The sequence below is a fragment of the Paenibacillus ferrarius genome (genome assembly GCF_002027705.1).
Lineage (GTDB): Bacteria > Bacillota > Bacilli > Paenibacillales > NBRC-103111 > Paenibacillus_E > Paenibacillus_E ferrarius.
In genome coordinates, this window is the sequence record NZ_MBTG01000051.1 from 1 (window position 1) to 23162 (window position 23162).

Genomic DNA, 23162 nt, shown 5'->3' on the forward strand with positions numbered 1-23162 from the left:
CACCTCCGGGCGGAGGCCAGGCGCCGTAGAAGCGGCGCAGCAACACAATTTCGCCCAGATGATATGAGTTGTGGGACGCGATATTGCGCAGCAGTCCTGCTCGGGTTTCAACTGGGAAATGTGGAAGTGGTTCGTCCAGTTGTGCCGTTTCTGCAATGGTGACAGCCCGGTCGACCCCATCCAGAAACATCTTGATATCAGTTTGCCAAGACATCTCATCTTGAGGGCTTGTCTCTTCCGGCCAACTTCCCATGACGTTAGCTGGGAGCTGCGGTTTACGTCCTTCCAAATGCTCCAGCATGAATTGCTGCCAGTAATGCATGTGTCTCAACAGTTGATAGATACTATACGGCATGGCTTCATGTACGCGCCCAGCCAGTTCGGCATCAATGTCCGGTAAAGCGCGGGCAATACGAATATGTCCGCGTTCCCCGACCAGCGATTTTACTAGGGCTTGTCCAAATAATTGATTTGCATCCGTCATGCGGAATCATCCTCTCCTATAGGCTTGTTTGAGTTATTCTGTCTCTCAATTACCTAATAAACGCTGCTGTCCATCTACAACGTTACTAATACTTTAACAACTAATCGATAGGCAAACGAACCGATGGGTAACCGTTGTCTACAACTTTGCCGATCGATATTAGCATGACTGGAACGTAGCGCTCCGGGTCTAGTCCGAAGGCTTCAGCAATCTTGTCCTTTTCATATCCGCCGATTGCGTTGGTGTCATATCCATGGGCACGGGCAACTAACATTAGTTGCATGGATACTAGCCCGCTATCAATTAGCACGGTTTCCCTGTTTACTTCTGGGGTCATTTGTTCCACGGAACCCTTTATAACCTCTGTTCCTCGACGGTTTCTATGTATTTTTGTTAAAAATATGGGGGTAAAATCTTTAATTTGCTGGGTTGTTATGTATACGCTTACATTCTATAATTTTACTACAGAGGAGGAAAAAGTAATAAGTTAAATGAATAGGAAACAGAGTTAGTTATGAACTGCAAAGAGAAAAGGTAATATTCAAGTAGTATGTAAGCAAGTAGTGACAGAAAGGAGGTAGTTTAAGTTTAAGAAGAAAGTTTTAACGGCAGTTCTTGCAGCTTTAATGAGTTTGGGCTTATTTGGAGCAACCACAAATATGGTAATGTAAACGCTGTCAATTAATCTGGATGTAATTATAGTGTTAATTGGACGAATGATTATTCTAAAACAGGAGGGAAAAGTATATGTATGCATCAAAAATCAAAAAAATCATTACAGTTGTATTATGCTCAACCATGCTTTTGAGCATGACACTGCCAATTCGGCATGCAAAAGCTGCAATGGCAAATGGAAGTAAGTTTGTAGGAAATATTATTGCCGGTAGTGTTCCATCAAACTTTACAACTTACTGGAACCAGGTAACACCAGAGAATGCGACTAAGTGGGAAAGCGTTGAGGGAAGCCGCGGCAGCATGAATTGGAGTAATACAGACTTAATTTACAATTACAGCAGAACAAATGGGATACCATTCAAGTTTCATACGCTAGTATGGGGAAGCCAGGAACCATCCTGGATAGGCAGCCTTTCAGCAGCTGACCAGAAAGCAGAAGTGACAGAGTGGATACAGGCTGCCGGTCAAAGATATCCTAATGCTGAGTTCGTTGATGTTGTCAATGAGCCGTTACATGCACCGGCATCCTATAGGAATGCAATAGGCGGAAGCGGTTCAACAGGTTGGGATTGGGTTGTTTGGTCCTTTGAGCAGGCCAAACAAGCTTTTCCGAACTCCAAGCTGCTAATAAACGACTACGGTATAATAAGCGATCCGAATGCAGCAAACAATTATGTCCAGATTATTAACATTCTGAAAAGTAAAGGTTTGATAGACGGAATAGGAATACAGTGCCATTACTTTAATATGGATACGGTTTCTGTAAGTACCATGAATCAAGTGCTTGGCATATTGGGAGCAACAGGACTTCCGATATATGTATCGGAACTAGATATGACAGGTGATGGCACTACCCAGCTCAACAGATATAAAGAAAAATTTCCTGTATTGTATGAAAGCCAATACGTTAAAGGGATCACATTGTGGGGGTATATAGAGGGACAAACATGGGCAAGCAACACGCATTTGATTAGTTCATCAGGTGTTGAGCGTCCTGCACTTGCATGGTTAAAACAATATTTAGCCAGTGCTTCAACGCCGAGATCTGCCTTTACACAGATCGAAGCAGAGAGTTACAGCACCCAATCAGGAATCCAAACTGAAAGCTCCAGTGAAGGCGGGCAGGATATCGCGTTTATCGAAAATGGGGATTATGTTGTTTACAACAATATCGATTTCGGCAGCAGTGCAGCGAGCTTCCAGGCTAGAGTAGCCAGCGCTACCAACGGAGGTAATATTGAGGTGAGTCTTGACAGTATTACCGGGACCCCGGTAGGGACTTGTGCGGTTGCCGGGACAGGTGGTTGGCAGACATGGACTACCAGAACCTGCAATATTAGCGGGGCTAGCGGAATACACAACGTATATCTGAAATTTACCGGAGGAAGCGGATACTTATTCAACATGAACTGGTTCCAATTTATCAGCAATCTGATTACCAATCCCGGACTGGAAACAGGAAATACCACTGGGTGGGCTGTTAATGGGGCAGGCTCCATTGCAGTATCAACTAACCAGAAGCATAGCGGTGCTTATAGCCTGTTGTCTACCGGTAGGACTGCCACCTATAACGGGCCGATACAGAATATAACTTCAAAAGTGCAAAGCGGTAAGACCTATACCTATTCCGGGTGGGTAAGATTAGATAATGTCGCGAGTGATTCGATTATAATGACTATCAAAAAAGTGGACGGCAGCGGAACGTCTTATACCCATGTTGCAACTGGAACCGGCAGCAATAGTTCCTGGGTACAGCTGTCCGGTAATTATACATTAAATGTTACCGGAACTTTAACCGAGTTGAGCATGTATTTCGAAGGGCCGAAAAGCGGAACTAATTTTTATATCGATGATGTTTCGGTACAGTAATTGATCTGATATTGGGAACAAAACAGTTCAATTTGGAGGTGGTACATTAATGCGTAAGAAAATTATTGGATTTCTGTTATATTTTACATTGCTGCTGAGCAGTTTGCCATTGACATCTGCATATGCCGCTAACAGTGCAATTGCAAAACTTCCAGGGTATTCAAATCCTCTTATGGACCATAAATTGGGAGCGGATCCCTTTGCGTTGGTCTATAACGGAAGAGTCTACGTTTATATGTCAAGCGATGCGTATGAATATAATAGTGACGGAACGATTAAAGATAATGATTTTAGTGAGCTGACTAAAATAAACGTCATATCTTCTGCTGATATGGTGAACTGGACGGATCACGGTTCCATTCCGGTAGCAGGATATAATAATGCCAATAATGGCAGTGGTATTGCAAAATGGGCATCACTCGCATGGGCGCCGTCCGTTGCACATAAAACGATAAATGGTCAGGATAAGTTCTTCCTTTATTACGCAAATGGGGCATCAGGTATTGGTGTGCTGACAGCAGACACTCCTATAGGACCATGGACAGATCCGCTCGGAAAAGCCCTTGTTACAAGCAGTACATCCGGAATGTCCGGAGTTACATGGCTTTTTGACCCGGCAGTATTAGTGGATGATGACGGCACAGGATATCTGTATTGTGGTGGAGGAATACCCAATACCTCGGATCCGGCATCAATTGCAAATCCGAAAACAGCTAGAGTTTTGAAATTGGGCGCTGATATGATTAGTATTGATGGAAGCGCAGTAACAATTGATGCTCCTTACATGTTTGAAGATTCCGGAATTCATAAGTATAACGGCAAATATTATTACTCGTATTGCATCAATTTCTCCGGTAAACACCCGGCAATTTATCCGGCAGGCGAAATCGGCTACATGGTGAGCAGCAGTCCTAGGGGACCCTTCACATATACAGGGCATTTCCTGAAAAATCCATATACATTTTTCGGAGTTGGCGGAAACAACCACCATGCCGTGTTTAACTTTAACAACCAATGGTATGTCGTGTACCATGCCCAAACTGTCAGTAAGGCTCAATTTGGAGACGGAAAAGGATACCGTTCTCCGCATATCAATAAGCTGGTCTATAATTCTGATGGAACCATACAAGAGGTGCAGGGAGATATGGCCGTCATACCTCAGATCGCCAATCTTAATCCTTACACCAGGAATGAGGCTGAAACGATCGGGTGGAATGCGGGTATTACAACGGAGGCAAGTCAAGCGGCAGGCGGTCCGGTAAATAACCTTGATGTAGGATTTATTAATAATGGAGACTGGGTAGCTGTAGGAAACGCTGACTTCGGTACCGGCGGAGCCAAGACATTTAAAGCAAATGTAGCATCAGCAACGACAGGAGGCAATATTGAAATACGTCTTGACAGTGTAACGGGTACTCTTATCGGAACACTTCTTGTACCTTCTACAGGTGGATGGCAAACCTGGCGGGAACTAACAACTACTGTCAGCGGTGCAACCGGTGTCCACAAAGTTTTCTTTCTGTTTACCGGAACAGGGTCAGGCTACTTATTTAATTTTGATTACTGGCAGTTTACACCCAATACGACTAGAACAAGAGTTGAAACCGAGAATATGACTCTCGGCGGCCCTTACGCCGGAAAGATCAGTTCTCCTTTCAGTGGGGTCGCTTTATACGCTAACAATGATTATGCTGCATTCACTCAGAATTTCACCAGCTCCACCCACAGTTTTTCACTCCAGGGTGCATCGAGTAATGACGGCACCGCCAGAGTAGATTTACAAATAGGCGGAACGACAGTCGGCTCCTTTTACTTTACCGGAATTACGCCGACGGTCCAAACCTTGCCCAATATCACCCATGCAACCGGAAATCAAGAGGTTAAACTGACCGTTACCACCGATATTGGGACTTGGGATGCCTATTCGGATTTTTTAGTCATCCAGTAAACTCTAACGTGCGTTTACAGCACGGATGAGGGAGAAGCGTTCCTGATGTTCGGGAAATGAATGGTAATTCCCCGAACATCATTCATCATTTTTGAAGTAGTTGCTGAAAAACTTATCAAAGGAGGCAGCTACAATATTGGGTGGTTATCAGTTTCATCCCAATGGAGGGGAAAGGGAGTAGCAACGGTATTGCTTAAACACATCCTAGAGGGAGGCTCTCGCCAAAAGTTCATCAAACGAATCCAGATAGGGGACTAAACTAACGAAGAACTTTAATTTAAACAAGCGGTATCGTTAGCAATCTTATGTTTCATTATGTAAGGGGATTGATGTGATGGAGTATATATCAATAGAAGAACTTTATGAACTGTATGTTGATACGATTAAGCGATGCGGAACTTATCTATTAGACTCGGACGATTTGGTAATTGGATATAACATCTTTGAAGAGTTCGATATTGGTGCTATATCATTTTTAAACACCGACAACTTAAAAAAATTAATCGAAGATGGGCTAATTAGTTATGAAATAATGCTTAAAAGCTCAACTTTAAGAAGTAAATTTCTAGCAATACAGCAAGGTGATGAATGGAAAATTAATGCGGTGAGGCACTCATCTCATTGGAAGGAAATTCTTGAACTAGCTGATGAGATCAATTCAATGGTAGTGCGTTACACTAACGGGACACTCTAGCACAATAAACAGGGACCAGATTGCCGCAAAAGCTGTTCCCTGTTTTCATGAAGTAACTGGCAGTTTAACGCAGGATTCGAAAGTTTATTCCTCAAGTATGTTCAATAATGCATTTGCCATAGGAAGGAATCAGAAATTTAAAACAGGGTTATTGTATCAATAGCTTTAAAGAAGGATATTGCTACAAATAAAATCCGTTCGCAAGATCTTGTGAAGGCTGGGAAGGCTTTTGCCTATGTCGCGCATATGAAACCTGGCTATGAAACGAAGGAAGCCATCTCGACAGATACACCGATGGTTGCAGCTCGCATCATTTCACCGGTCACCTCTACGTCGTCGATTGCAAACATTATGTTTAGTATCGCCAAAAACTCGAAGGATCCGGAGAGAGCCATGATGTTCCTCAACCTGCTCTACTCTGACAAAGAGTTGATCAACTTGATCGACTATGGCATTGAAGGAAAGCACTACGTCAAGAAGGGTGACTTGATCGGCTTCCCGAATGGCGTAGATACGCAGAATGCCACCTATAGCCCGAATCATGGATGGGAGTGGGGCAATCAATTCCTTTCCATACAACCTATGGTATAAGTATGGGGGAACGTCAGAATGTCCGTTCCCCCTTTAACGAAAAGATGTGATGTGAGTGTTGAGGATGGTCATTTCTGCTGTCGGGCTGAACGAGCATGGGCGGACAATTATTGTGATTACGCATGATAGGCAGGTTGCGGATCAGGCGAAAAGAGTTATAAATTTTAGAGATGGTAGGTTAGTTTTTTGAAATGAACAATATTAGTAACAAAGATTGGCCTTACGAGATAAATCGTAGGGCTATTAACTTTCTATACGATGAAGAAAGAAAGCAACATTAGTTCTATTAGACTTCGTACCAAAAGAAACCTTGATTAGACAAACAAAGGTTCTAAACAATATTGTGGAGCAAGATCACCGGTTCTTCTCCGATATCGATTCGTCTTGCATCAATATCAGCTTTTGGATATAATTGGTTGTAAAAATAAGGTGTTTACATCGTGTAAATAGCAATGATTTGGTGGGTAGTTTCCGTATCAAGGAGTGTTTGCATGACAAGTAGATGGAAACAGGAATTAGAGGAGCAAAGAAATAAACGGCGGCAGGAAATTATTCTAGCGGCTCAAGAGCTTTTCTTGGCAAAAGATTTGGCGGTTGTAACGATGAAAGACATCGGGCATCACTTTGGGATCAGCCGTGTTACACTTTACAAATATTACAACTCAATTGATGAGCTGGCGTTTGAGGTTCAGATGAACGTTTTAGAAGATCTATTTCGATTTGTCGATTCTCATAAAATCGGTGAACGAGCTGAAGAAAAAATGCGAAACTTGTTATTGGCTTGGCAGGATTTTACCCAGACTAGACCTAGTCATTTGCGCTTTATTGGAATGTTTGATCACTATTACCGGGAAATGTATCCAACCCGTGAATTGGAGGAGAAGTACAGAAAATTCATCAAAAATGTTTTTCCATCTCCTGTTCAGCTTATTCTTGAAGGAATTCAAGATGGCTCGATTCGTCCTGATCTGGATCCAGTCAAAACTTCAGCCATGATTGCAAACACGATGATGAGCATGACGCAGCGAATGGCATCAAGGGGGAATATTCTTCGTGTAGAACAAGAGATCGATCCAGACGAAATGATGCGGCAGTTAATTGACATGATCATGGCCTATCTGAAACCGAAAGCGCATTCAATCTGATCGAGTTAGCATTCAGGAAGGGAGGTCTATCAGCCGTGCTATTACGTATGCTGCCCCTGTTCAAATCACTGCGCTTTAAGTTGATATTTGGTTTGCTAATTATTGTCATACCCATTGTGGCTTTTATGATCTACAACAATTTGTATGCAATCAAAGTTGTTCGAAATCAAGTGGCTCAATCGAATAAAAATTTAATCAGCTTATATATGGGGCAGATCGACCGTAATTTGGATGAGGTAGACAAGTACTTATTCAACTTCGCTGCGCAAGACACGGGGCTGCTTGTACTTGATGCGCAGCGAGATCAAAATGCGGATCGGTACTCTTTGGCGAAAATTCAATTAAACAATAAGCTGTTAAAAGACCTCCCTAGTTATAAATCAATGGATATGTTCTTTGTTTATTCGGAGCCGAATCAAGATTTATTGACAGTTATAAGTGATCAAGTCACTTACACCAGACAGGAAGCCGTTGAAAATAGCATTATGACCATTTTTCAGGATCAACGCGATGGTTCAAATCAGACAAGCCTGAAAGAATGGTTTATGCTAAAGCTAGGAGATCAATACTATTTGACCCGTGTAATCAAATATGGGAATGTCTATATCGGGGCATGGGCGGATGCAAGCAAATTAATGGTGCCGCTCAACCTGGTCGATTTGGGCAATAACGGCAGGGCGCTGCTGGTTACGGACAAGTTCGAGACCATGTCAAACAAAGCTTTTGTACAAGAAAATCAAATTAATTTAAACAATGTTGGAAACGATTACAAACTCACTGGAAAAGGTGAAAAATTTCTAGTCGTTGGCGAAAAATCCGCGAAAGGCCGTTTCAGATTAATCGCTGTCATACCAGACAGCATCATTCTGGAGAATCTTCCTTTCCTTCGCCGAATGGTATCCTTCATTTTGATCGGATCACTTATTCTGCTTCCTTTTATTTTATTTCTTCTAAGGAAAATCATCTTAATTCCTATAAACCGGATCATGATGGCTATGAGGAGAATCGAGGACGGGAATTTGGACGTCCGTATAACCTACAGCCCTTCTGTCATTGAATTCGACAAGATGAACCAATCCTTCAATCGCATGATATCGCAAATACAGGAATTGAAAATTAATGTTTTGAAAGAAAAATTAAATCATCAGAAGGCCGAACTCAAGCATTTACAGCTTCAAATTAATCCGCACTTTTTTCTAAATTCGTTGAACATTATTTATAATTTGGCGCAGGTGAAAGACTTTACATTGATTCAGGAAATGGCGCTTAGTCTCGTAGAATATTTTCGTTTTATGTTTCGGAGTAACATGGCATTTGTCGCTTTAAGGGATGAGGTCCAGCATACGCTTAATTATTTTCGTATCCAGGAGATGCGGTTTCCTCACAATTTGACTTATGATCTATCCGTTCCAGACAACCTTATGGACGAATTAGTTCCTCCGCTTGTTATTCAAACCTTTGTGGAAAATACGATCAAACACGCAGTTAGCATGGATAAACAGGTTCATATTGGTATAACCATTGAAGCCATAGAAGTTAATAGAATCCGTATACGAGTGCAGGATACTGGAAAAGGATTTCCTGAAGATGTTTTGGCTCGGCTGCAGATGGAAATGGATATCGGTAACGGAGAAGGTCATCATATCGGGATATGGAATATGCAGCGTCGATTACGTCTACTGTATCAAGATCAAGCCCAGATCACGTTTGCAAATGGTGCTGACCTTGGTGCAGTGATTGACATTCTCATCCCATTTCATGAGAAGGAAGGCGGAGGAAACTATGCTTCAATTGCTGGTCGTGGACGATGAAATTCATGCCGTACGAGGGATCAAAGCGGGGGTAGAGTGGGACCAACTTGGATTTTCAAAGATTCATGAAGCTTTTAACATACGACAAGCGAAGGAAATCTTTTTAACCCAAAAAATTGATATTCTGCTTTGCGACATTGAAATGCCAGAAGGTGACGGATTTCAACTGTTATCTTGGGTCAAAGAACACTCTCCAGATACCGAGTCCCTCTTCTTAACGTGTCATGCTGATTTCGAATTCGCGCAAAAAGCGATTCAGTTGGGGAGTCTGGATTACATGCTCAAACCTGTTCGTTTTCCAGAATTGGAGAAAGCCGTTCGAAAAGCCATTGAACAATTGGAAAAGAAAAGAGGATTAGTTCAATTTAATGAAACCTATAAGCATTACTATCAGTTATGGGAAGCGTACCAGCCCATGGTTGTTGAGCGCTTTTGGCAGGATTTAATTCATAGGTCGATCCCTTCGAATAAGGATCAAATCAAAGAAATTATGGCGAAGCAAAATATACCTTATAGCGACACAGACTTATTTGTGCCGATATGGGTCAGTGTTCAGCGTTGGCATAAAAAACTGACGCTTCGTGAAGAAAAAATAATGGAATATGCCTTGCGCAACTCATTGGAGGAGCTGGCTGTTCAGAAAGAGTTCAAAAGCCAAATCGTTCAGGTCAAAAGCGGAGGGTTGCTGATCATCCTCTCGGTCGACCTGGATAGCAGGAGCGATAAAGAGAAGTTAACCCGTGAATTACAGGGCTATATCGCTGCCTGTAACCAGTACTTTTTCTGTGATCTTTGTTGTTATATCGGTGCTCCTGCATTTATGGAAGGAATGCTGGAGATGTTCGAATCCTTAATCATGATGGAATCACGCAATGTTACAAAAACGAATAAAATTTTCTTCTTAAGTGAACAACAATGCAGCTGCGATACCTTTCCACTGCCTAAAATGAACAGCTGGGCGGAAATGCTCAAGTGTGGAAGCAAAGGGAACCTGCTGAAAGAAATCGATCATAGTTTGGATGCGATGAAGCAAATGGAAAGACTTGATGCCAAATTGTTGCGTCGATTTTACGAGGACTTTCTGCAAATGATTCATCATGTATTGCATTATAAAGGTCTGAGGGCACATCAGGTTTTTTCGGAAGAACTCTTGTCTATGCAAGCATCGTTCGTTTCCCGTTCCATAGCTGATCTTAGACAATGGATAATCATGATGATCGAAGAAGCTGCGGGTCGAATTAACACTGTGGATGAAAGCCAAAGTGTTGTGGAAAAAGCGAAACAATATATCGCTCAGCGCATTAACGAAGATATTTCGCGGGAGGATATCGCCAGCCATGTGAATATGAATCCTGACTACCTGACAAGAATCTTTAAGAAAGAAACCAGCTTGACGATTTCTGAGTATGTTCTTCAGGAACGGGTAGAATTGGCCAAAGAGATGCTGGTAAAGACGGATCTTTCGATTGGCAGCATCGCCGCTTCGGTGGGCTACAATAATTTTTCCCATTTCTCGAAAATGTTCAAGAAAGCGACTTCCATGAATCCACAGGATTACCGCAAATTATGAAATTTTACAAGCTGTGGTTCCTGATATGTGAGATCGTTCCCTTCTCGGGTTCGATCTTTTCTTGTTCCAAAGAAGTCGGAAATGCTATAACGGGAAGTCGGGAAACAGGTAGAGTGCAAAGTGACAATTATATATGATGAGAATATAACCGATGAGGGGGGAACGATATGGGGTCAACGACAACAACAAGATCAACTTCAGCGACCACGACAGATGCTAAGATAACGTCAACAAAATTAATAACCAGCAAAAAACTGAGAAAAATATGGAGGTATGCCCCACTGTTTGTGATGGTCATACCCGAAATTATTTATCTATTCATCAACAATTACTTGCCTATGTTTGGCTTGGTCATCGCATTCAAAGACGTCAACTTTACGAAAGGAATTTGGGCCAGTGATTGGGTCGGATTTAAAAATTTCGAGTACCTGTTCAAAACATCTGACGCCATGCTGATTACTCGAAATACGATCCTTTATAATTCAGCTTTTATTATCATCAACTTGGTAATCGCCGTCGGTGTGGCCATTTTGCTGAATGAAGTGAAACAGAAATTATTTGCCCGGTTTTACCAAAGCGTCATTCTCATCCCCTATTTGATTTCTATGGTTATTGTCGGTTATTTGGTGCTTGCCATGCTAAGCGGCGAAACCGGTTACATTAATAAGCAGATTCTTCCAATGCTTGGAATGGATCCGATCTCATGGTATAGCGAAGCCAAGTATTGGCCGTATATTTTGACATTTGTAAACATTTGGAAGCATGTTGGATACTTATGCGTCATCTATTTAGCGGCGATTATTGGAATCGACCCGGAATATTACGAGGCGGCCAGGATTGACGGAGCTAGTAAATGGCAGCAGATCACGAACATTACAATCCCTTTAATCGCTCCGGTTATCGTGATTATGACGCTGCTGCAAATCGGCCGTATTTTTTACTCGGAGTTCGGATTGTTCTATCAAGTACCTCTTGATACGGGCGCGCTCTTCCCGACAACCAACGTTATCGATACGTATGTTTATCGAGCTTTACTAAGATTGGGCGACATCGGCATGTCTTCGGCAGCGGGCCTATATCAATCCGTTGTTGGATTCATTCTCGTACTCATCTCGAATTACGTGGTGAGCAAGCGAAACAGCGATAACGCTTTGTTTTAATAAGGAGGGAATCCCATTGAAAGTAAAAAGCCAACTGTACCAAGCGATCATTCATGTTTTCTTTATTGGCATTGTTTGTCTCTGTCTTCTTCCATTTTTTCTGCTCGTGATTACTTCTTTTACCGATGAAATGACCATTGTATCAGAAGGGTATTCCTTCCTACCGAGTAAATTCAGCTTGGCGGCGTACGAATTTTTGTGGAATGATTCCTTCAACATATTTCGGGCATACGGTATTACCATTCTGGTAACTTTAGTTGGTACGTTTGTGGGGCTGGCCATTACTGCTCTGTGCGCCTATCCATTATCCAGAAAAGACATGCTGATTCGCAAGCCGCTCTCGTTTATCGTGTTTTTTACACTACTATTTAACGGGGGCTTGGTCCCAACCTACCTGGTATATACACAAGTGTTCGATATGAAAAACACACTGCTGGCCTTAATCATTCCCGGTTTGTTATCTAACGGATTTTACGTGCTGATTATGCGAACCTTCTTTATGACTTCCATCCCAACACCGGTTATTGAATCAGCATCGATTGACGGGGCGGGGGAATTTAAAATTTTTTTCCAGATCGTGCTTCCTCTCTCACTTCCAATCCTGGCAACAGTTGGCTTGATGCAAACGATTGGCTATTGGAACGATTGGTTCAACGGATTAATCTATGTGACCGACAGCAAGCTGTTCAGTTTGCAGAATTTGTTAAACAGGATTTTGTTAAACGCGCAATTTTTATCAAGCAACGCAAGCAGCACCACAACGGAAATTGCTGCAAGCAGCAACATTCCGATGGAATCGGTCCGAATGGCTATGGCAGTTATTGGGACAGTTCCCTTACTGATCGCTTATCCTTTTTTTCAAAAATATTTCGTCAAAGGTCTCGTTATTGGCGCTGTCAAAGGCTAGGCTATACTCGGCATCAGCCGGTTAGCATATATAATAGATAAAAATAGGGAGGCTATGAAATGAGAAGGAATATGAAGGGCATCCAATCAGTATTAGCAGGAATGACAGCGATTACTTTACTACTAACAGCTTGCGGCGGCGGAAACGGCGGCTCTAGCTCATCTGCTACGACTTCGCCAAGCGCGTCAGGGGAAACAGGAAAGGCGAAGTCAGATTTAAAACCTTATGAACTAACAGTGGCCTACTATAAAATTGGGCAAAACAAGGATCTGCAGGAGGTTCAAGATGCCATTAACAAACTGACCAAAGAGAAAATTAATGCAACGGTTAAATTTGTGCCTATTGACCCAGCTGCGTATCAGCAACAAGTCAATCTGATGCTTGCGAGCAATGAAAATTTGGACTTGCTAGTCACTTTGACAGCACTCGGCTACGGTACACAAGCGGCAAAAGGGCAGCTTGTTCCCTTAGAGGATCTGCTTAAGAAATATGGACAGGATATTGCCAAGGTTGTCACACCGGAGATTCAAAAAGCGACGATGGCCAGCGGTAAACTTTATGGCATACCTAGCGTACGCGACTGGGCATCCGACTACGGCATCCTGATGCGCAAAGATATTGTTGATAAATACAAGATCGATCTGAGCAAGATCAAAACCTTTGATGATTTGGATGCCGTATTCAAGGTCGTCAAAGATAACGAGCCGAATATGGCGGCTATTGTTCCGGAAGGTGGGGGTACGTCTTTTATAACGTCCATTGCACCGGGCTATATGGACCCTTTGAATGATGATAACGGCGTGCTGCCAGACCATGATAATAACCTGAAGGTAGTCAATTGGTTTGAAACGAAGCAATATTCTGATCTATTAAAAATGGTCAGAAGATGGTATTCGGACGGCTATATCCCGAAAGATATCGCTACAAACAAAATCCGCCCTGAAGACCTCGTGAAGGCCGGCAAAGCTTTTTCCTTTACAGTGCATATGAAGCCTGGCTTTGAAACGAAGGAAGCCATCTTGACGGGCACATCGATGGTTGCAGCTCGCATTATCCCACCTGTCACTTCTACGTCGTCGATCGCAAATGTCATGTTCAGTATCGCCAAAAACTCGAAGGATCCGGAGAGAGCCATGATGTTCCTTAACTTGCTCTACTCCGACAAAGATTTGATTAACTTAATCGACTTTGGCATTGAAGGAAAGCACTACGTCAAGAAGGGTGAATTGATCGGCTTCCCGAATGGCGTCGATACGCAGAATGCCACCTATAGCCCGAATCATGGATGGGAGTGGGGTAATCAATTCCTTTCCTACATTTGGGAAACGGATCCTGTTAGTCTTTGGAAAGATCAGGCTGATTTCAACAAATCGTCCAAAAAATCGAAAGCGCTCGGCTTCAGCTTTTCAGTCGATCCTGTTAAAACGGAAGTGGCTGCTGTTCAAAGCGTGAAGGATCAATTTAAAATTGGTTTGGAAACCGGTACGCTGGATCCGGATAAAAACTTACCGGAATTTATAAGTAAAATGAAAGCTTCAGGTATGGACAAAATTATAGCTGAGAAGCAAAAGCAGCTTGATGAATGGGCGAAAACCAATAAGTAGTTTGTGCGAGGAGCAACTGCATGCCCCCTATAGAGATAAAGGAGAGAAACATACCGTTTGTACCGATAATGACCGCGATTTTTTTCGGGTCCGTTCTGGCGAATCTCGGAATGAGTTCGATAAGTGTAGCGTTCCCCATGTTGATGAATCAATTCCATACTGATTTGACGACTATGCAGTGGACGATGACAGGCTACTTACTGGCAACCGGAGTGGTAGCTCCCGTCACTGGTTATCTTGGGGAAAAGATCAGCACCAAGTACCTGTATATCACTGCGCTTATTGGTTATACGCTGATTTCAGGTCTTAGCGCTTTCGCATGGAATGTTGAATCGTTAATTACATTTCGAATCGTGCAGGGTATTTTTGGCGGGATGATCTTGCCATCCACGATGACGATCCTTTATCAGGTCATTCCCCGAGCCAAGCAGGCGTTTGCGCTCAGCATGTGGACTTTGTCGACGATGCTTTCGCCTGCGTTCGGGCCTCTACTCGCGGGCTGGCTAATCGGAAAGTTCGAATGGAAATGGCTGTTCCTCATGGACATTCCGTTCGGCATTGCAGCAATTGTAGTCGCTTGGCGACTTATTCCCTATTACAAATTGAATACGCCGAAAACGTTCGATTTGCTCGGCTTGGTTACCGTAATTTTGAGCAGCGGCTCAATCCTAATCGCCTTCAGTGAGGCGCATGCATGGGGATGGAGCTCTTGGAGAACGCTGTCGCTGCTCGCTTTCGGCTTCCTGATGCTCGGGTGCTTTATTCGGGGAGAATTGATGATCCAAGAACCGCTCTTGAATTTGAAGGTATTTGTCAATATGAAATATACGGTTAGCCTTGCCGTGCTGGCCATTATTACGCTCAACTTGTATTCAGGTGCCTATTTGATACCGGTGTTCCTGCAGAACGTACAGGGGTCATCCGCACTTGAGGTTGGTTTGATCTTACTTCCGGCCACACTTGCGATGGCAGGTGTGATGCCTCTCGTCGGCAAGTTGTATATGAGAATAGCCCCGCAATGGCTGATCGTTTCCGGAATTCTATTGATTGCGGTTGGAACGTTTGCTATAGGTCGTCTGGATGTGAATGTATCGCAATGGTACATCACCCTGTGGTTAACCATACGCTACATCGGGCTTTCGTTAACGATCATGCCGCTTACTAATGTCGGTATGGAGGCCATCCCGCGTGAACTGTCCGGTCACGCTTCATCAGTGAATAACTGGATCCGTCAAGTCTTCGGTTCCTTTTCAATCGCGTTGTTTACTTCACTTATCGCATCAAGGTTGACCATACACAACCAGGCACTTGGTTTAGATGGGGCTGCGGAAGCCCAGCGAAAGCTGCTGAAGGCAGAAGCCTTCACGATGAGCTCCAATGACGTGTACGTTGTGGCAACAATGATCGTATTAGTCGGCCTTCCTCTCGTTTGGATGCTGTACAGAGGAAAACCTTGGAAAAGGACGCTCGCGAACCATAAACTACAGCACGTCCAAAATTTCACACAAAAGGAGCAGTTAAAATGAGCATTTCAATTGGTGTTAATTTATTTTCAGTATTCCAAGCACTAAACAACGACTATTTCGGCGCCCTTGAAAAGGTAGCTTCAGCAGGCTATACCAATGTGGAATTAATCACCACCAATTTTATGACAGGCGTCAGATACAGTGACACATTCCCTTTGCAAACCATCAAAAATAAGCTGGATGAACTAGGGCTTAAGCCCATAGCTGCCCATGAACGACTGGATCAAGATGCCGATAATTGGAATCAATTAATTCAAGAAAATGCTGAACTTGGATGTAAAGCGATTGTATTGCCATCTGCTTGGATCAAAAATCGTGAAGATACATTGAAAACCGCAGAACAGTTGAATGCGATTGGAAAAAAATGCAAGGAAAGCAGTTTGCAATTTTACTTTCATAATCACTTCCATGAATTCAAAAGATGGGGAGATACGACCTTATATGACATTCTCGTTGAGAATACGGACCCTGCCCACGTTAAATTTGAGGTGGACTTAGTCTGGGTTATTCGCGCAGGTCTTGATCCCCTAGCCGTTCTTGAGAAATTAGGCAGCCGATGCGATATCGTTCATCAGAAAGATTTAAATAAAGAAGTCATGCATCTAAACGTATTTGACGCTCTCCAGCCAGGTGATGAAGATTTGGATATGATGCAGCTGTATCGCGGGAAGGGATACATACAAGCAGGTGACTTTGTGGATCTAGGAACGGGTTCAATCGATTTTAAAGCCACCTACGACAAAATCAAAGAATTGGGCACCATCCAATATGCCTTTATTGAAAATGAGGGTATAAGCGATGATAAATTTACTAGTATAGCGAATGATTTAAAAGTTTTGCAAAAGTTTGTTTAGAGCCATCAAATGACAAGTTAGCTTATAGGGAGTGTGTTCGATCATGTCAACAGCTACATTGAAAATCGGAATTATCGGCTGCGGGGGTATTGCTAACCAAAAGCATATGCCTTCATTAGCGAAACTTACCCATCTAGGCGAAATGGTTGCTTTCTGTGACATCGTTGAAGAACGAGCTGTCAAAGCTGCAAAAGAATTTGGAACAGAGCTTGCAAAAGTTTATTTGGACTATAAGGAATTATTGCAAGATGAGTCGATTGATGTTATCCATGTGTTGACTCCCAATCTTCAGCATTCCTTCATAACAGTTGCTGCGCTGGAGGCAGGTAAGCACGTCATGTGCGAAAAGCCGATGGCTATCAATTCTGTTGAAGCTAAAAAGATGTTAGAGGCAAGCAAGAAGACAGGAAGAAAATTAACGATCGGTTACCAAAATAGGTTCCGAGACGATTCACAGGTATTGTACGAAGCGTGCCGCCAGGGTGAGTTCGGCGATATTTATATGACCAAAGCTCATGCCCTTCGCAGACGCGGAGTTCCGACCTGGGGCGTTTTTACGGACAAAGAACAGCAAGGTGGCGGACCTTTGATCGACATTGGCACGCATGCGCTGGATTTATCTCTCTGGTTCATGGACAACTACAAGCCGAAATCGGTGACAGGATCGGTTTTCCACAAATTAGCGGATAAGTTCGAAGGCAACATGTTCGGTCCATGGGATCCGGAAACCTATGAAGTAGAAGATTCGGCCTTCGGATTTATTAAAATGGAAAATGGTGCAACGATTTTCCTAGAATGTGCTTGGGCGCTTAATATAACGGATACGAGAGAAGCGATGACGACCCTGTGTGGAACTGAAGGTGGAGCGGAAATGAAAGGCAACCCTGCTATGGGCAAAGGTGAGTTGGTATTCAATAGCACCAAGTATGGAAAGCTGGTCGAAACGAAGGCTACAACAGGCGGAGGTATCGCATATTTCGATGCAGGCGCTGAAGAACTAGGTGTGAAAGAGGCCAGACAATGGCTGGAAAGCATTCTCCATGACACAGAACCTCTTGTCAAACCTGAACAAGCTTTTGTTGTAACACAGATTTTGGAAGCCATCTATGAATCAGCAAGATCTGGAAAAACCGTTGAATTTTTATAGTTGTTGATCGTCTTTGTGTTAAATAAATCGCTCCTAGTGTGACTTCACTGAGGGGCGATTTTTTTGAGAAAAGTAACAGAAATTAAGGTTGTATTTATATTTTTTATGATCGGTGCGATTAGTGCGGAATTTCACTTAACATAGGGGAAGATTTAGAGGACTTGATCTCGATCGGAACGATCGGATTGATCAAGGCGATTGAGTCATTTTCCCCACCTGAGCCTTAACTTAATGACATTGATCCCGCATTGGATGGCCTTTAAACTTGCATTTACCCGATCGCTGAAATATTGGGGGGCCAGCGACTTGGAGTTCAATTACGCCAATATCGATTTTTCATAAATTATAATCGCCTTTTTACATTTACATTCCAGTTTGTCAAGCCTATGATTAAGCTGGGTAAAATATTAAATACAACTCATGTTGAAGAGGAGTTACTTTATGAAAAAAACCGATTTTATCGAAAACAAGTCAAAAATGTACGAGACTCGTCAGAATTGCCATGGTGGTAAAGGTCCTTTTCAACTAAAAGATATTATTCAAGCGGTGTCATCAAGCGATAAGCAATACATTAAATTCATTCATGATGATATCATCCCGTCAGGTTCTACCTTCGGCTATCACCAGCATAACAGCGATGTTCCAATGGAAGAGTGGTATTACTGCATTTCTGGTCACGGAATCATGGAGCTTGACGGCAACCTATACGAGATGTCGGAAGGCGATATAAGCGTCTGCCGTTCAAACGGCAGCCACGGTCTTATTAATAACGGTCCCGAGGATTTAAGAATTATCGTGATATATGCTTCTGCAATAAAATAACGGAGGGATAAGCTTGAACAACAGAAAACTTAAAGTTGGTGTTGTCGGATTAACTGTAGGAGCAAGTCATGTTAAAGACTACGCAAACAGCGACACCGTTAAAGAAATTGTGTTGTGCGACGTTGATGAATTAAGACTGAAAGAGATAGGCGACAAATATAACATTTCAAAAAAATATACGGATTTCAACAAGATGCTAAAAGAGGAAAATTTGGATGCGATTAGCCTCGCAGTTCCTAATTTTTTGCATATGAGGCTTTCCATTCGGGCGATGGAAGCGGGCGTGCATGTGCTGTGTGAAAAGCCTATGGCAAGAAATGCGGCAGAAGGGAGACAAATGCTTGAAGCCGCTCAAAAACATAATAAGAAGTTGATGATCAATTTCAATCAGCGCTTTCAACACGAGTGCCAAACATTAAAATCCGTTATCGACGAAAGCAAGCTTGGCGATATCTATTATGTGCGTACACAGTGGCAACGAAGACGAGGAGTGCCATGGTGGTATCCGCTTGCATCTGGAAAAGAGCAATGTGGCGGTGGAGCAATCATTGATCTTGGTGTCCATGTACTGGACCGCGCTATGTGGTTTTGCGGGCATCCAGATCCGGAATGGGTACTTGCAAACACGTTCTGCAAGGTCTCAAAGGACGAGGCAGCTCGCAGAGGCATTCAGAATTTTGAGCTTGAAGACATGGGTGTAGCGATGTTTCGTATGACAAACGGGCTTATGCTTGAATTGGAAGCATCCTGGGCCAGCAACCGTGAGAACGAGGTGATTACAACACGGATTTATGGCTCCAAGGGCGGTGCGGTCCTGCAAACAGTAGTTGGAGATAGTAAATCTACAGGCAATAAAGTGTTTTTGGAAATTGACGGAGAAGTACACGATATTCCTTTAGAACATATAAGGATTTCTAAGATGCCGAACATTCGGCAAGCGTTTCTTGATGCCATTGTCAATGATGAAGAGGTACCGTGCACGCCGCAACAGGGATTAAAGATTACCCAAATGCTAGATATGGTTTACTTGAGTGCTGAAAATAACACGCCAGTCAAGTTCGAATGATTGATTGATGAAACAATTCAATTACGAAATCTGCTTGGAGAAATTCCTGTTTTTGACTGAAAAAAACGAGAAAAATTATAGATATCAGAAAAGCCGCAACTGCTCGCAATGTCCGTAATACTGAGAGTAGACATGCGCAACAGAGTTTTGGCAGTTTCCAATCTGCAGCGCTGCAGATAGGCGTAGGGCGTAACGCCGCGTTCCTGTTTAAAAATGCGAATAAAATGATCTGTCGTAAGAGAAAAACTCTGGGCAAGTTCGCTCATATCATATTGCTGCTGTGGATGTTGTTGAAACATGCGGCATAGCTCATCAATTTTTATTGTATATGCTCCGGTTGATGTTGGCGTTATATGTTGATATTCCGTAATAAGTGCTTGCAGCCATACTTCCATTTGCGTCAAGTTATTTCTCTCTTCGGCTAACCGAAAGCGATTGAAAAGCTCAAGTACAAAATGATATTGATCAAAATGACGATGCTCAGGCAAGTCACTCAAGATATCCGGATTCTGCAATGTAAAATCAATATAACGCACATCGAGACTGGTATGTTCACTTTGATAGGCGTCGACCTCGTTCTGATAATTGATAAAAAAAACATCACCGATGCTTAATTTGTAGCAGTTCTTGCCTAGCATGATTTGACCTTCTCCACCCCAAATACTCCACAAGGTAAACCCTGGATGACAACCGACGGGAACATGCCATTTCCATTCTGGAACGCAGTGTTTCCCGTTATGCATTGATAGGATATCCATATAATCACTCCGGTTAATAGGTATCGATTTTTCATAAAATATTGTTTCATTTATATCCCAAATAGTCAAGTCAAATGCTGGGTTGGATTGATACGCAGCAATGTCTCATCATCCCATTCGTCTTCGGCTCAGGGTTCACCGAGTTAAACGCGGTTTTTTTGTTTTATTGCAGGGGAAGACACTTGTTATATAGAAGATTCTTACAATGTGAATGTTATTTCGAAAAGGAGGATGATCATGAGAAGGACAAGTTACTTCGTCAAGCTGCTCTTCTTCAACATCGTACTGGTCATCATTGCCGTTTCGTTTCTCGGTTACATTGCCTATTATAAAACATCCGGTTTAATGAACGAGAAGATCGATAAAATAAATGCGCAGCTTCTCCTTCAGACCCAGCTCCAGTTGGAAAATTCGTTTCAATCAGTTGAAAGCGCTATCATCCAGTTTACGTTGCTTCCGAGCTTTACAAGTATATTGAACGATAACCTTACGATGAACAGCTATGACAATTATGTAAAGGTTAAAAATATGGTAGGAGAGATTAGCTCTTTATATTCTCACTCCTCGATCATCAACAGTCTGGAAATTATTAATTTGGAAAAAGGGTGGGTTTTACGAAATGGTGGGGTACTCCCGATAACCGAGGTATACAACGATGAAGAAATGAATCAGCTTAGGCAAGTCGCCTCAGGTTCAACATGGAGTAAAACGACTGATTCTGATTTTTTTCAGTACACATTGAAGGTGCCCTTTTCAGCATTTGACCGATTCCAGGGAATCGTGAGAACAAAAATTTCGAGCATTGATTCGTTTCGTGAGTTGATGGCGAACAAAGACTTAGGCCAAATGACGATGATTGACGACAAGGGCAACGTGATTCGGAACATAACGCAGTATGACCTTCGCGATCAAGACGTGAATCAGATTGCCCAAATGACTCACTCACAAGTGAAGCAAGCCCCTCAAGGTAATTTCTTAACCAGGATCAATGGATCCAAATATTCGTTCACTTTTCGGCATTCGGAGAAATACAAATGGACCTATTTATCGATGGTTTCGACCCTAGAGGCTGAGCAAAACTCCCGATTCATCGGCTTGTTTATTTTTATCACAGGTTTTGTTGTGATTAGTGTATTTTTCGTGTTTTCCTTTTACGGTAGCCGAAGACTATACTCTCCTATCGAACAGCTGTACCATATGGTCGCATTCAACTCCTCAGATAAGTTGAATGTCCAGCCACAAAGCAACGAAATGGATTATATAAATAATCGAATGCATGCTTTTTTTCAGGACAGTCAGAAGCTCAGAGGCCAGTTACATATACAAAATAATCAGCTGAACGATTTTTTTGCATATAAATTGTTTCAAGGTGAAGTGAGGCCTCAGGAAATTGAAAGTAACCTCGGGCCAGATGTGGACTGGAATCATTTTTGTGTACTCACGGTACAGATCGACACATTAACGGATACTGGTTATATGGATAAGGACCGCGATCTTTTATTATTTGCCGTAAAAAATATGCTGGGCGAAACCGCCTCGGAATTGTTAGTCCTAAATCCGGTCATTATGAATCACATGCAAGTCGTTCTGCTTGGCACTGAGATTCAAAATGTTGACGCCTTTAAGGAGGAACTATATATACTGTCACGTTCTATCCAGCAGGTTGTCAAACAGTATTTGCGTCTTCAAGTAAGCATTGGGATAAGCCGTCCGTTCAACCAGCCGGTAGATGCTTCTACTGCATATGGCGAGGCAACGGATGCGTTAAAATCAAGGTTTACCCAGGGCACGGAAGCCATCCTGTACGCTTCTGATTTTGATATGAACGAAACGGGCAACACGGGTAAATACCCCGGTTTTATGGTGAAAGAATTAATCGATGCGATTAAATTCGCAGACGTGGAGCAAGCTAAGCGCACACTTCATAATATCATTGCGGAAATGTGTTCGGGTCACTATGGCTATCGATATTGTTCCATGTATATTTTTCTGTTGCTGATGGATTTGATTAAGATTTCGCATCAATCAGATGAAATGTTCATCTCATTGTTTAAAGAAAAACCGATTTTTCAGAAGTTGGATCAACTGCTGCAGACATCCGTCCAAGAAATGGAGATTTGGATATACGATCATGTCGTGGAACCGATATTGAAGGAAATGTTGGCTCGTAGCGAATCCCAGCAGAGGAATATCATCAAAACACTGATTCAAATCATCCATGATGAATACGATTCTGAGTTGACGTTGGAAGCCTGCGCTTCCCGTCTTCATTATAACCCGAACTATTTGGGGCAAATATTCCGAAAAGAAATGGGAAGCAGCTTTAGCGATTATCTATCCCATTATAGGTTAAATATAGCGAGAAAACTCCTGGCGGAGACCGAAGATCAAATTCAGGAGATTGCCGAAAAACTGCGATTCAGCAATTCGCAAAATTTTATTCGTTATTTTAAGAAGATGGAAGGTATTACACCTAAACAGTACCGAGATAATTTGGTGAAGCATAACGAATAAAATACCTTGGACAGCGC

At 42.6% G+C, this 23162-nt stretch carries 19 protein-coding genes and 3 pseudogenes; 19 read left to right on the forward strand and 3 right to left on the reverse strand.

Features of this window, described 5'->3' with window-relative positions; translation table 11 throughout:
- Positions 1–484: DinB family protein (locus BC351_RS34570; RefSeq protein WP_079412425.1), on the reverse strand; the 484-nt coding region annotated here is incomplete at its 3' end.
- Positions 485–584: 100 nt separating this feature from the next.
- Positions 585–842: pseudogene (locus BC351_RS34575) on the reverse strand (nitroreductase family protein); the annotation flags it as partial.
- A 440-nt stretch (positions 843–1282) separates the two neighbouring features.
- Between BC351_RS34575 and BC351_RS43655 the strand changes: the two are divergent.
- The 18 genes and pseudogenes from BC351_RS43655 to BC351_RS34655 all read left to right on the forward strand — a co-directional run.
- Positions 1283–2188: pseudogene (locus BC351_RS43655) on the forward strand (endo-1,4-beta-xylanase); the annotation flags it as partial.
- 30 nt (positions 2189–2218) lie between these two features.
- Positions 2219–3028, forward strand: coding sequence for a carbohydrate-binding protein (locus BC351_RS43660; RefSeq protein WP_279628390.1), 810 nt, complete (start codon positions 2219–2221; stop codon positions 3026–3028).
- Positions 3029–3077: 49 nt separating this feature from the next.
- Entirely contained in the window at positions 3078–4976 is a 1899-nt protein-coding gene (locus BC351_RS34585) for a carbohydrate-binding protein (RefSeq protein ID WP_079419667.1), read from the forward strand.
- Between the two features lie 60 nt (positions 4977–5036).
- A complete protein-coding gene (locus BC351_RS44510; RefSeq protein ID WP_079419669.1) occupies positions 5037–5234 on the forward strand; it encodes a GNAT family N-acetyltransferase in 198 nt (65 codons plus the stop codon).
- A 76-nt stretch (positions 5235–5310) separates the two neighbouring features.
- On the forward strand, positions 5311–5670 hold the full coding sequence (locus BC351_RS34595; protein ID WP_079419671.1) for a hypothetical protein: 360 nt from the start codon (positions 5311–5313) through the stop codon (positions 5668–5670).
- 210 nt (positions 5671–5880) lie between these two features.
- Positions 5881–6261 carry a hypothetical protein gene (locus tag BC351_RS34600; RefSeq protein ID WP_079419673.1) on the forward strand — a complete coding sequence of 127 codons (381 nt, stop codon included), beginning with the start codon at positions 5881–5883 and terminating at the stop codon, positions 6259–6261.
- A 491-nt stretch (positions 6262–6752) separates the two neighbouring features.
- Complete coding sequence (locus BC351_RS34605; protein ID WP_158082333.1) at positions 6753–7406, forward strand: TetR/AcrR family transcriptional regulator; 654 nt, start codon at positions 6753–6755, stop codon at positions 7404–7406.
- A 35-nt stretch (positions 7407–7441) separates the two neighbouring features.
- Positions 7442–9217, forward strand: coding sequence for a sensor histidine kinase (locus BC351_RS34610; RefSeq protein WP_079419677.1), 1776 nt, complete (start codon positions 7442–7444; stop codon positions 9215–9217).
- Positions 9189–10787, forward strand: coding sequence for a response regulator transcription factor (locus tag BC351_RS34615; protein WP_158082334.1), 1599 nt, complete (start codon positions 9189–9191; stop codon positions 10785–10787). The genes BC351_RS34610 and BC351_RS34615 overlap by 29 nt, the downstream gene beginning before the upstream one ends.
- A 290-nt stretch (positions 10788–11077) precedes the next feature.
- Complete coding sequence (locus BC351_RS34620; RefSeq protein ID WP_244209279.1) at positions 11078–11947, forward strand: ABC transporter permease; 870 nt, start codon at positions 11078–11080, stop codon at positions 11945–11947.
- A 16-nt stretch (positions 11948–11963) separates the two neighbouring features.
- Complete coding sequence (locus BC351_RS34625) at positions 11964–12854, forward strand: carbohydrate ABC transporter permease (protein WP_079419681.1); 891 nt, start codon at positions 11964–11966, stop codon at positions 12852–12854.
- Between the two features lie 59 nt (positions 12855–12913).
- Positions 12914–14458 (forward strand): ABC transporter substrate-binding protein, encoded by a 1545-nt coding sequence (locus BC351_RS34630; RefSeq protein ID WP_079419683.1) that lies wholly within the window; start codon positions 12914–12916, stop codon positions 14456–14458.
- 68 nt (positions 14459–14526) lie between these two features.
- Positions 14527–15984, forward strand: a complete 1458-nt coding sequence (locus tag BC351_RS34635; protein WP_279628391.1) for a DHA2 family efflux MFS transporter permease subunit — start codon at positions 14527–14529, stop codon at positions 15982–15984.
- Positions 15981–16838 carry a sugar phosphate isomerase/epimerase family protein gene (locus BC351_RS34640; RefSeq protein WP_079419687.1) on the forward strand — a complete coding sequence of 286 codons (858 nt, stop codon included), beginning with the start codon at positions 15981–15983 and terminating at the stop codon, positions 16836–16838. The genes BC351_RS34635 and BC351_RS34640 overlap by 4 nt, the downstream gene beginning before the upstream one ends.
- 43 nt (positions 16839–16881) lie before the next feature.
- On the forward strand, positions 16882–17985 hold the full coding sequence (locus BC351_RS34645) for a Gfo/Idh/MocA family protein (protein WP_079419689.1): 1104 nt from the start codon (positions 16882–16884) through the stop codon (positions 17983–17985).
- A 137-nt stretch (positions 17986–18122) separates the two neighbouring features.
- Positions 18123–18200 (forward strand): annotated as a pseudogene (locus BC351_RS41865) (RNA polymerase subunit sigma-70); the annotation flags it as partial.
- Positions 18201–18426: 226 nt separating this feature from the next.
- Positions 18427–18807: a cupin domain-containing protein gene (locus BC351_RS34650; RefSeq protein WP_158082335.1), complete on the forward strand. Its 381-nt coding sequence runs from the start codon at positions 18427–18429 to the stop codon at positions 18805–18807.
- A 13-nt stretch (positions 18808–18820) separates the two neighbouring features.
- Complete coding sequence (locus BC351_RS34655) at positions 18821–19873, forward strand: Gfo/Idh/MocA family protein (protein ID WP_079419693.1); 1053 nt, start codon at positions 18821–18823, stop codon at positions 19871–19873.
- Between the two features lie 17 nt (positions 19874–19890).
- On the opposite strand, the gene BC351_RS34660 is transcribed toward BC351_RS34655, so the two are convergent.
- Entirely contained in the window at positions 19891–20631 is a 741-nt protein-coding gene (locus BC351_RS34660) for a helix-turn-helix transcriptional regulator (RefSeq protein ID WP_079419695.1), read from the reverse strand.
- Positions 20632–20868: 237 nt separating this feature from the next.
- Between BC351_RS34660 and BC351_RS34665 the strand changes: the two genes are divergently transcribed.
- Entirely contained in the window at positions 20869–23145 is a 2277-nt protein-coding gene (locus tag BC351_RS34665) for a helix-turn-helix domain-containing protein (protein ID WP_158082336.1), read from the forward strand.
- Positions 23146–23162 lie beyond the last annotated feature (17 nt).